Raw genomic sequence first — 13324 nt, 5'->3', positions numbered from 1 at the left:
CCGAAGGAACCGCCATGAGCGATCTCTCTTTCTACGCGAATTACACCTCGCTGAAACTGCAGCGGCATCCGCACGGCGTGCTCGAAGTCGTGATGAGCGGCGCGGGCACGAACAAGAGCGGACTCTCCACCGCCGACGCGAACATGCATCGCGAACTCGCGGACATCTGGCGCGATATCGACCGCGACCCGGACACGCGCGTCGCGCTGATCCGTGGCGAAGGCAAGGGCTTTTCGGCGGGCGGGGACCTCGATCTCGTCGAAGCAATGGCTTCCGACTTCGATGTGCGCACGCGCGTCTGGCGCGAGGCGCGCGATCTCGTCTATAACGTGATCAATTGCAGCAAGCCGATCGTGTCCGCGATGCATGGGCCGGCGGTCGGCGCGGGACTCGTCGCGGGGCTGCTCGCCGATATCTCGATCGCGTCGAAGACGGCGCGCATCATCGACGGGCACACGCGGCTCGGCGTCGCGGCGGGAGATCACGCGGCGATCGTCTGGCCGCTCCTGTGCGGCATGGCGAAGGCGAAGTATTACCTGCTGCTGTGCGAGCCGGTGAGCGGCGAGGAGGCCGAGCGCATCGGACTGGTGTCGCTGGCGGTCGACGACAGTGAACTGATGCCGAAGGCGATCGAAGTAGCGAATCGGCTGGCTGCGGGCTCGCAAACGGCGATTCGCTGGACCAAATACGCGCTGAACAACTGGCTGCGCTCGGCGGGACCGACGTTCGATGCTTCGCTTGCGCTGGAATTCATGGGTTTTGCCGGACCTGACGTGCAGGAGGGCATGCGTTCGTTGCGGGAGCGTCGTCCGCCGGATTTTCCGGGAGGCTCGCCGTTCTGATTCCTGGCTTGTTCCTGGCTTGTGCCGTGTAAACAACACCTGAAGCCCCCTGACATTTGGCATTCACAACTTCGAAGGAGATTCGCATGACCGATACCCCCGGCGGCACGCCGCCCTTCCCAGGCTTTCCCGGCATCCCCGGTTTTTCCCAGTCGGACATGATGGGAAAGATGTGGGAACTGATGCGCCTCAATCCGTTCGCAGCGGCCGCGATGCCGGGCGGCACGCAAGGCGTGGGGCCGTCGCTCTCGATGATGTCCGACATGCTCGCGCCGCTCACCAATATCGAGGAACTCGACAAGCGCGTCACCGACATGCGCGCCGTCGAACAATGGCTCAAGCTCAACCTGAACATGCTGCAATCCGCGATTCAGGCGCTCGAAGTGCAACGCGCGACGCTTGCCACGCTGCGCGCATTCGGCGCTTATGCGCAGACCTCGGTGGAGAACGCCCAGGCGTCGGTCGAAAAATCGAAATCGGCGGTCGAGAAGCCCAAGGCGGCGGGCTGGCCGATGAACACGGCGTCCGCGAAGAGCGAAGCGCCGAAGGAAGCGTCCCCGGCGCCTGAAGCGCGCAGCGAAGCGAAGTCGAGCGAAAGCGGTGCGAACGATGCGAGTTTTGATCCGTCCGGTTGGTGGAACGTGCTGCAGTCGCAGTTCAACCAGCTTGCGAGCATCGCGATGGCGCAGGCGACGCAGGCCGTGACGCCGGCTCCCGGCGGTCCTGCGGCAAGCCCTGCGGGCGCAGAGCAGCCGGCAGCAAAATCCGCCGATGCCGAGGCCGATGCCGCCGCGAAGAAGGCGCCGGCAAGAAAGGCCGCACCGAAGAAGAAGCCCGAATGAACTGATCGCACCGGGCCGCGTTAAAAAAGGCTCGACGCAAGACGATGCGTCGAGCCTGTCATGAAGCGCTACGGCACTATTGCGCCATCGACGACGATGCGCCGTGTGCCATGCCCATCGCGTCCTTGTTGGTCTTGTGCGGCTTCTTCATCGAGTCTTTCGACATCGAGTCTTTCGACACGGCGTCTTGCGACATGGCGCCCTTGCTCATCGTGTCCTTGGACATCGCGTCCTTGCTCATCGAATCGTTCGCCATCGCGCCGCTCGCCTGAGCGAAAGCCATCGAACCGTTCAGTGCCAGCGTGGCAGCCATCGCTGCGGTGATCAGAAATTTCATACCTACCTCAAGTGTTTTTAAAGCTATCCGGCCGAGCCGGGGTGAATCGAAGTTCCGTCGCGGCGAACGAGGAAACACGTTTCGCCGCGTCATGAGCCTCCGAACCAGTTGTATCCCTGGTCGACCCAATAGCCGCCAGGGAACGTGTTGGTGACGAAAATCTCCATGACATGCTTCGGATTCTTGTAGCCGAGCTTGGTCGGCATCCGCAGCTTCATCGGGAATCCGTATTTCGCCGGCAGCGTTGCGCCGTCGTAGGTGAAGGCGAGCAGCGTCTGCGGATGCAGCGCGGTCGGCATGTCGATGCTTTCGTAGTAGTCGTCGGCGCATTTGAAGCCGACGTATTTCGCCGTCGTATCCGCGCCGACGCGCTTCAGGAATTCCGAGAACGTCACGCCGCCCCAGCGGCCGATGGCGCTCCATCCTTCCACGCAGATGTGCCGCGTGATCTGCTCCGCGTGCGGCAGCGCGTACAACTCGGGCAGCGTCCACGCACGCTTTTCCGCGACGAGCCCGTTCACCTTCAGGCGGAAACTCGCGCCATCGACTTCGGGCGCATCGTCGATGCCGTAGAACGCGTTGAACGGAAACGGCCGCGTCATCTCGGCGCGCGTGTAAGTGGGCGCGAGCTGGTTCGGATCGAAGAGCCAGCCCTGCACGCTGTCGTTCAGACGCGAAACGCGCCTGAGGAAGGTCTCGACGGACTTGTTGTCGGAAAGGCCGCAGCCGGTCAGCATCGCGAGGCCGCCAAGCGATATCAGTTGCTTGCCGAACGCGCGCCGCGCTGGCATTTTCAGTTCGCGGCGTGCATCGATGAGGAGCGACTCCCGATCGATCGTCGCGGGTACGGCCAGCTTGTCTTTACGTGGTTGGTTGGATTTCATGGATGTGTTCTCCGTTCAGCGTCCGCGAATCATCGTGAGCAGCGAGCGCGGCACGAGCGCGACCATCGCGACGTGCACGACGATGAACGCAACGATCAGCGCCATCGCGACAAAATGCACGATGCGCGCGCGGTCATAGCCGCCCATCAGTTCGCGCAGATGCGGAAACTGCACCGACTTCCAGATCACGAGCCCCGACAACACGAGCACGATCAGATCGACGATAGCGAACAGATACGCGAACTTCTGCACGGCGTTGTAGCGGCTGAGGTCGTCGTGAGCGAGCCGGCCGGTGAGCGCGGCAATCAGGTCGCGGATGATCGCGCGCGGCGAGACGGGCAGCAGCTTGCGGGCGAAGCGCCCGGTCGCGAGGTTCATCGCGAGATAGAAGATGCCGTTGAAGAACAGCAGCCACATCGCCGCGAAGTGCCATTGCAGCGCGCCGCCCAGCCAGCCGCCGAGCGTGATGCCGGGCGGAATCACGAAGCCCTTGAACACCGGCGATGCGTCATAGATGCGCCAGCCGGAAAGAATCATCAGGATCACGGCCAACGCGTTGAGCCAGTGCGAGATGCGCAGCCACGCCGGCTGGAGGACGGCGGCGCGGACCGGCGATCCGCCAGGGATGGCTGCATGCGAGTGTTGCGCGGTCATTTCGGTTTCCTTTAAGCTGTGCGTCGTGCTGCGGCCCGGTTTGAGTGATTAGTCGTACGGCGGGCCGGCGCATTACATCGGCGGCGAAAGATTTTTGCACGACGCGATTGCGTTCCCGCCGGGCGGGAGCGAAACATTTTGTGGTCCGGAAGGCTTGCCGCATCGCGGCCACATTTCATACTGAAAGCCCCCCGCTGATCGATGAGCGAATTGACTTCCCGCGGGTTTCGACCCGATCTCGTGCGGCTGCGCGACATGCTGCTGCGCTTTGCCATGCTGCAACTGCGCGATCGCACCGAAGCGGAGGACGCGGTCCAGGAAGCCATGCTGGCGTCGATGGCGCGCATCGGCGAATTTCGCGGCCAGTCGCAATACAGCACGTGGGTTTTCGCGATCCTCAAGAACAAGATAGTCGATACGTTTCGTTCGCGCGCACGCAGCGCATCCACCCGTGTATACGACGACGAAATACCGGCGGATGCTTTCGATGCGCTTTTCGACGAGCACGATCACTGGAAGAAGGACGAGCGTCCGTCGGCGTGGGGCGACCCCGAGGCGACACTTGCGCAGACGCAGTTCTGGACCGTGTTCGAGGGCTGCCTGACCCATCTGCCGCCCGCGACCGCGCGCGTCTTCATGATGCGCGAGTTCCTCGACGTGTCGGTCGATGACGTGTGCGTGGAACTGGCGATCACCAAAACGAATTGCGGCGTGATCCTGCATCGCGCGAAGATGGCGTTGCGGGTCTGCCTGCAGAACCGCTGGTTCGATGACAAAGGTGCCTGATGCTGCTGACCTGCAAGGAAGCGACGCAATTGATGTCGAACGACATGGACCAGCGAACCACGCTGCACGAACGGAACCGGATTCGCCTGCACCTGATTACATGCAGCGGCTGCCGCAATTACCGGCGTGACTTGCAGGTGCTGCGGCGAGCGTGCCGGTCGATGGTGGAACGCACGCTCGACGGCGAAGCGTCCGGAGAATGATCCGTATCAGGCGTGTTCCAGCGTGAACTGGATGACGTCGGTGTTCGAATGCACGAACGCCGCTTCGCAGTAGCACAGGTAGAAATCCCATAAGCGGATGAAGCGTTCATCGAAGCCCTGTTCGCGCACTGCGCCGAGGCGCGCGAGAAACGCGCCGCGCCACAATTTCAGCGTGCGCGCATAGTCGCTGCCAAACGCCATCTGGTTGACGACCTTCAGCCCGTGCCGTTGCGCGTATTCCACGAAGACGGACGGCGAAGGCAGCATGCCGCCCGGAAAGATGGTTTGCTGGATGAAGTCGCTGCTCTTTCGATAGCGCTCGAAAAGCGCGTCGTCGATGGTGATGGTCTGCACGCAGGCGCGGCCGCCGCGCTTCAGGTTGCGCGCGAGGCAGTCGAAATAGGCGGGCCAGTAGCGCTCGCCGACCGCCTCGAACATTTCGATCGATGCGATCGCGTCGAACTGGCCGTGCAGGTCGCGATAGTCCTGCAGGCGCACGTCGGCTCTCATGCTCAAGCCGGCTTGCGCGATGCGCCCTTGTCCGTACACCCGTTGTTCCGTCGACAGCGTGACGGCCGTCACACGCGCGTTCGCCTCGCGCGCGGCGAGTTCGGCGAAGCCGCCCCAGCCGCAGCCGATTTCGAGCACGTTCGCATTCCCGCCATCGATCCGCAATTCACCGAGCAGCCGACGATACTTCGAGCGCTGAGCATCGGCGAGGGACTGTGCCGGCGTGCCGTCGAAAAGCGCGCTGGAGTAGGTCATCGTTTCGTCGAGCCACAGCGCGTAGAACGCGTTTCCTAGGTCGTAGTGCGCGTGGATGTTGCGGCGGCTGCCGGTCTTCGTGTTCGCGCGGCGCAGATGCCGCATGCGCTGCAATGCGCGGCCGGGCCAGGAGCCATAGACCATCGCTTCGATCGACGCACGGTTGCCGACCATGATGTCGAGAAGCGCTTCGAGATCGTCGCAGTCCCAGTCGCCGGCGAGATAGGTTTCGGCGAATCCGGTGTCGCCGCTTTTGAGCACGGCCGAACACACGTTCCAGTTCGACAGGATCAGCCGCGCATGCGGGCCTCCTTCGATGCCGCGGCCAAAACGGCGCGCGGTGCCGTCGGGCAGTTGCAGGTCGAGCGTGCCATAGCGGAGTTGGTCGAGCAGCTTCAACACGACGCGTCCCGCTGCGGGCATGCGTGACGGATCGCGTGCGCGCAGCAGCGGCCGAAGCCGCGCGAACGGACATCGGAACTGCGATTCGGGAGTGGGCTGGGCTGACATGTCGCGTCACCTTCCCGGCGGCTCTTGCCGCTCTTGGGAAATCTTGGCGCATGGCGGCCCGGACTTCGTGATCAACGTCACGCGCTTTAGACACAGCCTGAGCGCCTGCCAGTGGATCCTCGCGATCACGCCGAGGGTCATCAGCGGATAGCCGAAGAAAACCCGCAGCACGTTCGATGCGTCGAGCGCACGCGCGGTCCCCGCGATGCTCGTCGCGAGGAGCGGCCCATGTGCATCGTGATAGTCGATGCGCGCGAGCGAGCGTAGCGGCTCGCCGCGCGTCGCCTTCGCGAACAGGAAGCGGAACGTGTAACTGCCCTCGACCTTGCAGAACGGCGAAACATGGAACACCTTGCGGGCGGTCAGCGGCATGCCGTTCGTGATCGCGCCGCCCGTGTCCAGCAGATAGCAATGCCGCTCGCCGAAGGTATTGTTCACTTCGCACAGCACGGCGCGCAGCGCGCCGTCGGTGCGCTCGCAGAACCAGAAACTCACCGGGTTGAAGACGTAGCCGAGCACGCGCGGAAACGTATGCAGATAGATTTCGCCGCACGCATCGTGGATGCCGTTCGAATGCAGCAGCGTGTCGATCCATTCGAGCGCGGTTTGCGTACCGCCGCCACCAAGGTCGCCATGATCGCGATCGTGGAAGCTCAAAAGGCCGAAACGGTTATGCGCGAAGAGCCGCGAGTCGTCCGCTTCGCCACGCGCCTGCCGCGCCGCCCGCGCGCGCAACGGCAGGCGCACCGTGTACACGCGATACGAAAACGCGTGCCGCACCGGCCGCAGCCTGCGATGCCGCACGCTGCCCGTAAGCAACACGTCGGGCGCATCGAAGGCGACGTCGTCGTGCGTGTTCATGTCACGAGTTCCGCGCGCTCGGATGCGGCTGCGCGTTCGGTGAGGCTCGTCGCAGCCGACAGCCCCGACTTCAGGCCGTCCTCATGAAAGCCGTAGCCGGTCCACGCACCGGCGAACCACGTGTTGCGTTCGCCCTGCAAGGACGGCAACGCACGTTGCGCGTGGATCGCCGCCTGATCGAAAAGCGGATGGCTGTAAGCGAACTCGCGAATCACACGCTCGGCGCGCGGCTCGCGAACCGGATTCAGCGAGACGATCACCGGCGTGTGGAATGGCAGCGGCTGCAAGCGGTTGATCAGGTAATGGACGCAGACCTGCGTGTCGCCTTGCGTGTTCCGGCTCTCGTAGTTCCACGCCGACCAGGCACGCTTCATCGGCAGCAACGCGGCGTCCGTGTGCAGCACCGCCCGGTTCGGCAGATAGCGGATCGCGCCGAGCGTCGCGCGTTCGGCGGGCGATGCATCGGCGAGCAGGGCCAGCGTCTCGTCGCTGTGGCACGCCAGCACGACGTGGTCGAACATTTCCGTGCCGCGCGCGCTTTGCACCTGCACGCACGGTTCGCCATGGCGCGTCGCGCGACGCACCGAATGCACGGCGTCGCCGGCGCGCGCGTCGGGAATTTCGCCAAGCATCCGCGCCACGTATTCGCGCGCGCCGCCTGTCACGGTGCGCCAGCGCGGGCGACCGGCGATTTGCAGCAAGCCGTGGTTATGGCAGAAGCGCGCGAGGGTGCCGATCGGGAAGCCCAGCATCTGCGCGACCGGGCACGACCAGATCGCGCCTATCATCGGAAGCAGGTATCCGTCGCGAAAGGCGGCGGAGAATCGCTCGCGCTCCAGAAAGCGACCTACAGGCTCCGAGGGCAACGTGCTGTCGCAATGCCCGAGCGCCATGGCGGTCGCGGCGCGGTTGAAACGCGGGATGTCCAAGAGCATGCGCAGGAACATGGGCCGCAGCAGGTTGCGACGCTGGGCGAAGACCGTGTTCAGGCTGGTGCCCGCCCATTCGAGCGCGTGATCCGCGAGCGAGACGGAGAACGACATGTCGGTTTCGGTGGTCGGAACGCCCAGTTCCTCGAAAAGCGCGACGAGATGCGGGTACGTGCGGTGGTTGAACACGAGAAAACCGGTGTCGACGGCGTGCGTCATGCCGTCGAGCGAGATGTCCACCGTGTTCGCATGGCCCCCGAAGTATCCGTTGGCTTCAAAGAGCGTCGCGTCGATCGCGGCGCCGTGTTGCGCGAGCCGCCACGCGCACGCAAGCCCGGAAATCCCCGCCCCAATGACAGCAACTCTCATGAAATCTCCGTGGCTCGAGCGCTCGGCGAAGGGTCGGGCGCATTCCGTGCTGCGTGGCTTCCGGAATTACGCAGCATGAGCCGACCCGGATGCACTTCGACATCGGACCAACATTTGTCCATGATAAATCTGAAAATTCGTCTATGATGGGTAAATCATGACTACGCTTAAACCTTTTTAATATAAGGATTAAGGCGTGGCGAAGGATTTTAGAAACTTGGAAGATTTAGCATTTTGTCCATGACAAACATACCAGAAATTCCCGTCACTGGAGCGCCGTCGTCCAACGGCGCCGGTCACGACGACGAACTTGTGCCGCTCGCGGGCATCGGCATCGGCGCGATTGCGCATGAAATCGGCCTGACCAAGGACACGCTGAGGGTCTGGGAGCGGCGCTACGGGTTCCCGACGCCAATGCGTTCACCGGGCGGCGAACGTCTCTATCCGCAGGAACAGGTGACGAAGCTGCGGCTCGTGAAGCGCCTGCTCGATGCAGGGCATCGGCCGAGCAAGGTGCTCGCGCAGTCGATCGAGGTGTTGCAGCAACTGGCGCAGGAATCGGGCGTCGGGCAGGATGCGCCGGACGCTGAACTCGATCGCCTGGTCGGGCTGCTGCGCACGGGCGCCTACGACAATTTCCGCTTCGAGCTGCTCAAGCGCGCGACCCGCGACGGCCTCGAGCGCTTCGTGCTCGACGTCGCGGCGCCGCTGTCGGCGCGGGTCGGCAACGCATGGGCGGCCGGAACGCTGCAGGTCTATCACGAGCACCTGTTCAGCGAGGCGATGCAGGTGACGCTGCGCACCCTGCTGCGGCCGCTGTCGGATGCGCTGCGCGGTCGCGGCGGCCGGCCGCGCCTCTTGCTCACCACGTTGACGGGCGAGAGCCACGGGCTCGGCATCCTGATGGCGGAAGCGATGTTCTCGCTCGCGGAATGCGAATGCATCGGGCTCGGGCCGCAGACGCCGCTGCACGACATCGTCGATGCCGTGAGCGCGCACAAGGTCGACGTCGTGGCGCTGTCGTTTTCCCCGGCGATGCCCGCGCAGACCGTGACGAACGGTCTTGCCGAACTGCGCGGCCTGCTGCCGCCGGAGGTCGAAATCTGGGTTGGCGGCAGCAGCCCGGTGCTGCGCCGCAAGCTGGCCGACGGCGTGTCGTGCGTGCCGGGACTTACCCCGATCGACGATACGGTTGCATCGTGGCGGCGGGCCACCGTGCTATGATCGGTAAGCGTTTCGCGCTTGTTCGCTGGCGGGTTTCAGAGCCGCCGCGGCGGGTGTCCGGCGGGTGCCGGCAGTCCGCGAAAAGGGCGCACGCAACACGGCATCGCGCACACGGATTGGCGCACATCGCAAGACTGTCATGTAGCGCAGGCATGCTGCGCACTCAGCGCGACCGGCGTGATCGGCGCCATCCGCGCGGGCCAGACGCCGGTTTCCTTCCTATCCCAGGCACGGGTTTTCGCTCCTTACCCAGGTAGAAAAACGCAAGGCCGCCGAACATTGTGCGGCGTTCGAGCAACGGGCAAAACGTCGCAGATCGATGCGGCGGGCGCTTATTGCCGTTTTATCGCATCTGTGGGCCTGTTTCCCGCGTAAAATTGAAAGCTTGGTTGTCCGGTGCGCAAGCCTCGCGCGCCGGGCCGAAAGTAACTACAGACATAATGTCGCACTAAGTGGCAGATCAGGGGTGGACTATGAACACCATGCTTTATCCGGAACTTTATAAATCGCTGGAATCGGTTCGTTGGGACATGGAGAAAGACATTCCCTGGGACAAGTTCGATGCGTCCCTGCTCACCGACGAGCAGGCGAAGACCATCAAGATGAACGCGATCACCGAATGGTCCGCACTTCCCGCAACCGAAATGTTCCTGCGCGACAACCACCATGACAGCGACTTCTCCGCGTTCATGAGCGTGTGGTTCTTCGAGGAACAAAAGCATTCGCTGGTGCTGATGGAGTATCTGCGCCGCTTCAAGCCGGAGCTCGTTCCGTCGGAAGAGGAGTTGCACGCGGTGCGCTTCGAATTCGATCCCGCGCCGCCGCTCGAAACGCTGATGCTGCATTTCTGCGGCGAAATCCGCCTGAACCACTGGTATCGCCGTGCCGCCGAATGGCACACGGAGCCGGTGATCAAGGCGATCTACGAAACCATTTCGCGCGACGAAGCCCGTCACGGCGGCGCGTATCTTCGTTACATGAAGAAGGCGATGGCGCAGGCCGGCGACACGGCGCGCGCGGCGTTCGCGAAAATCGGCGTGTTGATGGCGTCGGCGCGGCGCACCGAAAAGCCGCTGCATCCCACGAACCTGCACGTCAACCAGGCGCTGTTCCCGCGCGACACGATTCAATCGCGCCTGCCGGACCCGGAATGGCTCGAACGCTGGCTCGACGACCAGATCCGCTTCGACGACAGTTGGGAAAAGAAGGTAGTCGAGCGGATTCTGCACAACCTGTCGATCCTGTTCGAGCGCTCGTTCGCGACGGCGCAGGAACTGAACCGCTATCGCAAGGAAGTGGTGCTGCGCTTGCAAGCCGCAGCGCCCGGATCGGCCGAACAGCCGGCCTGAGCGTACTCGCCGCCTTTTTGCGAAGGCAACAAACACAACAGCCCGCCGGTCCGACCGGCGGGCTGTTGTGTTTCTGGGCCCGCATTCTCATCCGGGCCCCGGGTTCACGCGTGGCAAAATCCGTCCATCCCAATCCACTGAACGCAGCGATGCCAGCCATTTTCGAACGCAAGATCATCACCCGCGACGCGCTCGCAGGCCTTCGTCCCACGCTGGCTGGTCCGGTCGTGTTCACGAACGGTGTCTTCGATATCCTGCATCGCGGCCACGTCACCTATCTCGCCGACGCCCGCGCGCTCGGCGCGACGCTGATCGTCGGCGTGAATAGCGATGCTTCCGTGCGCATGCTCGGCAAGGGCGACGACCGTCCGATCAACCGGGAGGACGACCGCATGGCGCTGTTGGCCGCGCTGGAAAGCGTCGACTGGGTCGTGAAGTTCGAGGAACCGACGCCGCTTCAATTGATCGAGGCGCTACGCCCCGACGTGCTCGTGAAGGGCGGCGATTACGACATGGACACGCTCGCCGAATCGGCGCTCGTGCGCGGCTGGGGCGGCAAGGCGCTCGCGATCGCGTTCGAGCACGACCGCTCGACCACTGCGCTCCTGAAGAAGGTCCGCGCGCAGTCCTGACGACGTCGGCGCTTATTGCTTCCCGAGCGGCGACGCCTGGACGCGCGCGACGGGCGCCGGCCCGCCGACGATCGCCTGATCGGCGGCATCTTCGGGACTCAGCGGCCGCGTCGACAGCATTTCAGGCCGCACCTGCAGCAACAGATGATGCGGTTCGCGCGCGCCCGCCGCCGGCAGCGGACCGAACGCACCATGCGCGACGGCCAGCATGAGCAGGTTAGCCAGGATGAGAACGGGGATCAGCCAGCGCAGCATGTCGGAGGCTCCGTCAGGAAAGGTTGCGTTCGGCGGCATCGCGCGCGATCAGCGCGAGTCCGGCCAGCACGAGTGAATCGTGGCGAGTATGCGGCACGCTCAACGCCCCGGCGATTTCGCTCGCCGCACCGCCGCCGAGGACGAGACGCACATCGGACCGCCAGTCGGCGTGTAAATCTTCCCAGGCCCGTTCGATCAGGCCCGCCTGCGCGAGCAGGCAACCCGCCGATACGGCGCCGCGCGTGTCGTTCGCGAAGACGCTGCGTGATCTACCGAGCCCGTTGTCGAGCTCGCGGCGGGCGGCGGCGGCATCGAGCGTCGGCAACTGGGCGGTGTGCGTGCCGAGCGAGTGCATCATCAGCGACCAGCCCGGCGCGATCAGGCCGCCGGTGAACGTGCCGTCCGCGCGCAGGGCTTCTAGCGTCGTCGCGGTGCCGAAAGTCGCGATCAGCAGGTTTTCGCCGGGGAACGCCGCGTGGGCGCCGATCAGGCCGCACCAGCGGTCGCTGCCGAGCGCGGACGGTTCCGCGTAGCAGTTCGTCACGCCGCACTGGCGCGCCTGTGCGCGAACGGTCGTGCGCGGCAGGCCGGGCCAGCGCGCGTCGATGATCGCGTCGATGCGTTGGCCCGCCGCATCGCCCGCGACATTCGAAATCCATGCGTCGAGCGGCTGGGGTAATCCCTGCCAGTCGGGCGCGAGTGCTTGCGCTGCGTGTTCGAACGCGCCGCTGCCGAGCGCCGCCCCGTCTTCCGCGATCATCGACCACTTGATCCGGCTGTTGCCCGCGTCGACCAGAAGCCGTGCCGTGCCGCTCACGGACGCGGCTCCCCGAGCCTCAGCGTGACGTCGCCGGTCGCGACCGTGCGCAGGCCTGCCGGCGTGTCGATCTGCAACTGGCCCTGGTCGTCGACGCCGGCCGCCGCGCCGCGCGCCACTTCCACGCCTTGTTCGAGCAGCACGACTTCGCAGCCCGCATAGGCGTGCGCCGCAAGCCACGGCTGGCGGAACGGCCGGAAGCCCTCGGCGGAGAAGCGCGTGAGGGTCGCGTCGAGCGCGTTGAGCATGGCGGCGAGCGTATCGGTGAGATTGGCGCCCGGCCAGGCGCGCGAAAGCGACGCTGGCGCGTTGCCCGGCGGCGTCGTCGCTGTCGCGCTGCTTTGCCGGTTGGCTTCCTCGACTTGCGCGGCGAGTTCAGCCGCGCCGTGCAGGTTGATGCCGATGCCGATCACGACCGCCGTCGTTTGCGGCGTGTTCCAGGCCGTCTCGATCAGGATGCCGGCAAGCTTGCCGTCGTCGATCAGCACGTCGTTCGGCCACTTCAGCGCTAGCCTTGCCGATGCCGACAGCGGCAGCGTGTCCATGGCGTCGAGCACGCCGGTGCCGACGGCGAGACTCAATCCGGCGAGCCCTTCGATCGGCCGCTGCAACACGCACGCGATCGAAAAGAGCAGCGCGTTGCCCGGCTGCGCAACCCACGGACGCCCGCGCCGGCCGCGCCCCGCCGTCTGCGAATACGCGACGCGCACGAGCGGCGCGATCGCGCTCGCCGGCGACCGGTCGCGCGGGCGTTCCTTCATGCGCGCCATCAGGTCGGCATTGGTGGACCCGGTTTCGTCGACGATCTCGATTGACCAGTCGCGCACCTGCCGCGCGACGAGCGTCGTGAGCCGATCGGAGTCGATGCGCCAGGGGGCGTCGAGCGGGAAGAGCGAGTTTGAAGAGTTCATGTCTTGCATTGTAGCCGCGCCGCAGCCGCGCGCGGACGCCGCGAAAAGGCCGTCCGGCGCCGGTCGCGGGGCGGGTTTCGGCTGACGGCTTCGGCTGACGGGTTCGGCTGAGTTAAGCCCTTTTCCCGCATCAACCTTCGCTACAATGTCTTCT

At 64.8% G+C, this 13324-nt stretch carries 16 protein-coding genes; 7 read left to right on the top strand and 9 right to left on the bottom strand.

All coding sequences use genetic code 11. From position 1 onward, the window contains the following. Positions 1 to 14 precede the first annotated feature (14 nt). On the top strand, positions 15 to 842 hold the full coding sequence (locus AWB68_RS19710; protein ID WP_087646026.1) for an enoyl-CoA hydratase/isomerase family protein: 828 nt from the start codon (positions 15 to 17) through the stop codon (positions 840 to 842). Between the two features lie 86 nt (positions 843 to 928). After that, positions 929 to 1684 (top strand): PhaM family polyhydroxyalkanoate granule multifunctional regulatory protein, encoded by a 756-nt coding sequence (locus AWB68_RS19705; protein WP_087646025.1) that lies wholly within the window; start codon positions 929 to 931, stop codon positions 1682 to 1684. A gap of 76 nt (positions 1685 to 1760) precedes the next feature. On the opposite strand, the gene AWB68_RS19700 is transcribed toward AWB68_RS19705, so the two are convergent. The 3 genes from AWB68_RS19700 to AWB68_RS19690 form a co-directional block, all read right to left on the bottom strand. After that, positions 1761 to 2021, bottom strand: coding sequence for a pentapeptide MXKDX repeat protein (locus AWB68_RS19700; protein WP_087646024.1), 261 nt, complete (start codon positions 2019 to 2021; stop codon positions 1761 to 1763). Positions 2022 to 2110: 89 nt separating this feature from the next. After that, entirely contained in the window at positions 2111 to 2905 is a 795-nt protein-coding gene (locus AWB68_RS19695; protein ID WP_087646023.1) for a molybdopterin-dependent oxidoreductase, read from the bottom strand. Positions 2906 to 2920: 15 nt separating this feature from the next. Beyond that, on the bottom strand, positions 2921 to 3559 hold the full coding sequence (locus AWB68_RS19690; RefSeq protein WP_087646022.1) for a cytochrome b/b6 domain-containing protein: 639 nt from the start codon (positions 3557 to 3559) through the stop codon (positions 2921 to 2923). Between the two features lie 201 nt (positions 3560 to 3760). Here AWB68_RS19690 and AWB68_RS19685 point away from each other — a divergent pair, with 201 nt between their 5' ends. Further along, positions 3761 to 4345: a sigma-70 family RNA polymerase sigma factor gene (locus AWB68_RS19685; protein ID WP_087646021.1), complete on the top strand. Its 585-nt coding sequence runs from the start codon at positions 3761 to 3763 to the stop codon at positions 4343 to 4345. Continuing rightward, a complete protein-coding gene (locus AWB68_RS19680; protein WP_087646020.1) occupies positions 4345 to 4548 on the top strand; it encodes an anti-sigma factor family protein in 204 nt (67 codons plus the stop codon). The genes AWB68_RS19685 and AWB68_RS19680 overlap by 1 nt, the downstream gene beginning before the upstream one ends. A 6-nt stretch (positions 4549 to 4554) precedes the next feature. Here AWB68_RS19680 and AWB68_RS19675 read toward each other — a convergent pair whose 3' ends face one another. Genes AWB68_RS19675 through AWB68_RS19665 form a run of 3 tightly spaced genes read right to left on the bottom strand, consistent with a single transcriptional unit; the run spans position 4555 to position 7982 of the window. Then, entirely contained in the window at positions 4555 to 5823 is a 1269-nt protein-coding gene (locus AWB68_RS19675; protein WP_327382898.1) for an SAM-dependent methyltransferase, read from the bottom strand. A 6-nt stretch (positions 5824 to 5829) separates the two neighbouring features. Further along, entirely contained in the window at positions 5830 to 6684 is an 855-nt protein-coding gene (locus AWB68_RS19670; RefSeq protein ID WP_087646019.1) for a DUF1365 domain-containing protein, read from the bottom strand. Beyond that, positions 6681 to 7982, bottom strand: a complete 1302-nt coding sequence (locus tag AWB68_RS19665; RefSeq protein ID WP_087646018.1) for an NAD(P)/FAD-dependent oxidoreductase — start codon at positions 7980 to 7982, stop codon at positions 6681 to 6683. The genes AWB68_RS19670 and AWB68_RS19665 overlap by 4 nt, the downstream gene beginning before the upstream one ends. Before the next feature lie 240 nt (positions 7983 to 8222). On the opposite strand from AWB68_RS19665, the gene AWB68_RS19660 reads away from it, so the two are divergent. The 3 genes from AWB68_RS19660 to rfaE2 all read left to right on the top strand — a co-directional run bounded on the left by AWB68_RS19660 (position 8223) and on the right by rfaE2 (position 11187). Then, positions 8223 to 9206, top strand: a complete 984-nt coding sequence (locus tag AWB68_RS19660; RefSeq protein WP_087646017.1) for a MerR family transcriptional regulator — start codon at positions 8223 to 8225, stop codon at positions 9204 to 9206. Between the two features lie 473 nt (positions 9207 to 9679). After that, complete coding sequence (locus AWB68_RS19655; protein WP_087646016.1) at positions 9680 to 10555, top strand: ferritin family protein; 876 nt, start codon at positions 9680 to 9682, stop codon at positions 10553 to 10555. Positions 10556 to 10704: 149 nt separating this feature from the next. Next, positions 10705 to 11187 carry a D-glycero-beta-D-manno-heptose 1-phosphate adenylyltransferase gene (gene rfaE2, locus AWB68_RS19650; RefSeq protein ID WP_087646015.1) on the top strand — a complete coding sequence of 161 codons (483 nt, stop codon included), beginning with the start codon at positions 10705 to 10707 and terminating at the stop codon, positions 11185 to 11187. Positions 11188 to 11199: 12 nt separating this feature from the next. On the opposite strand, the gene AWB68_RS19645 is transcribed toward rfaE2, so the two are convergent. Genes AWB68_RS19645 through AWB68_RS19635 form a run of 3 tightly spaced genes read right to left on the bottom strand, consistent with a single transcriptional unit; the run spans position 11200 to position 13170 of the window. After that, positions 11200 to 11442 (bottom strand): hypothetical protein, encoded by a 243-nt coding sequence (locus tag AWB68_RS19645; protein WP_087646014.1) that lies wholly within the window; start codon positions 11440 to 11442, stop codon positions 11200 to 11202. Positions 11443 to 11455: 13 nt separating this feature from the next. Next, entirely contained in the window at positions 11456 to 12259 is an 804-nt protein-coding gene (locus AWB68_RS19640) for a type III pantothenate kinase (protein ID WP_087646013.1), read from the bottom strand. After that, positions 12256 to 13170, bottom strand: coding sequence for a biotin--[acetyl-CoA-carboxylase] ligase (locus AWB68_RS19635; protein WP_087646012.1), 915 nt, complete (start codon positions 13168 to 13170; stop codon positions 12256 to 12258). The genes AWB68_RS19640 and AWB68_RS19635 overlap by 4 nt, the downstream gene beginning before the upstream one ends. Positions 13171 to 13324: the final 154 nt, after the last annotated feature.

The sequence above is a fragment of the Caballeronia choica genome (assembly GCF_001544535.1).
Classification (GTDB): Bacteria; Pseudomonadota; Gammaproteobacteria; order Burkholderiales; family Burkholderiaceae; genus Caballeronia; species Caballeronia choica.
The sequence above is the reverse complement of the archived record's forward strand: the minus strand, read 5'-3'. Positions and strand labels throughout refer to the sequence as shown.

Bases quoted from the DNA above. Each gene is read 5' to 3' on its own strand.
- AWB68_RS19675 (WP_327382898.1), bottom strand. From the start codon at position 5,823: ATGTCAGCCCAGCCCACTCCCGAATCGCAGTTCCGATGTCCGTTCGCG.
- AWB68_RS19710 (WP_087646026.1), top strand. From the start codon at position 15: ATGAGCGATCTCTCTTTCTACGCGAATTACACCTCGCTGAAACTGCAG.
- AWB68_RS19680 (WP_087646020.1), top strand. From the start codon at position 4,345: ATGCTGCTGACCTGCAAGGAAGCGACGCAATTGATGTCGAACGACATG.
- AWB68_RS19660 (WP_087646017.1), top strand. From the start codon at position 8,223: ATGACAAACATACCAGAAATTCCCGTCACTGGAGCGCCGTCGTCCAAC.
- AWB68_RS19670 (WP_087646019.1), bottom strand. From the start codon at position 6,684: ATGAACACGCACGACGACGTCGCCTTCGATGCGCCCGACGTGTTGCTT.
- AWB68_RS19695 (WP_087646023.1), bottom strand. From the start codon at position 2,905: ATGAAATCCAACCAACCACGTAAAGACAAGCTGGCCGTACCCGCGACG.
- AWB68_RS19690 (WP_087646022.1), bottom strand. From the start codon at position 3,559: ATGACCGCGCAACACTCGCATGCAGCCATCCCTGGCGGATCGCCGGTC.
- AWB68_RS19700 (WP_087646024.1), bottom strand. From the start codon at position 2,021: ATGAAATTTCTGATCACCGCAGCGATGGCTGCCACGCTGGCACTGAAC.
- AWB68_RS19645 (WP_087646014.1), bottom strand. From the start codon at position 11,442: ATGCTGCGCTGGCTGATCCCCGTTCTCATCCTGGCTAACCTGCTCATG.
- AWB68_RS19705 (WP_087646025.1), top strand. From the start codon at position 929: ATGACCGATACCCCCGGCGGCACGCCGCCCTTCCCAGGCTTTCCCGGC.
- rfaE2 (WP_087646015.1), top strand. From the start codon at position 10,705: ATGCCAGCCATTTTCGAACGCAAGATCATCACCCGCGACGCGCTCGCA.
- AWB68_RS19655 (WP_087646016.1), top strand. From the start codon at position 9,680: ATGAACACCATGCTTTATCCGGAACTTTATAAATCGCTGGAATCGGTT.
- AWB68_RS19635 (WP_087646012.1), bottom strand. From the start codon at position 13,170: ATGAACTCTTCAAACTCGCTCTTCCCGCTCGACGCCCCCTGGCGCATC.
- AWB68_RS19685 (WP_087646021.1), top strand. From the start codon at position 3,761: ATGAGCGAATTGACTTCCCGCGGGTTTCGACCCGATCTCGTGCGGCTG.
- AWB68_RS19665 (WP_087646018.1), bottom strand. From the start codon at position 7,982: ATGAGAGTTGCTGTCATTGGGGCGGGGATTTCCGGGCTTGCGTGCGCG.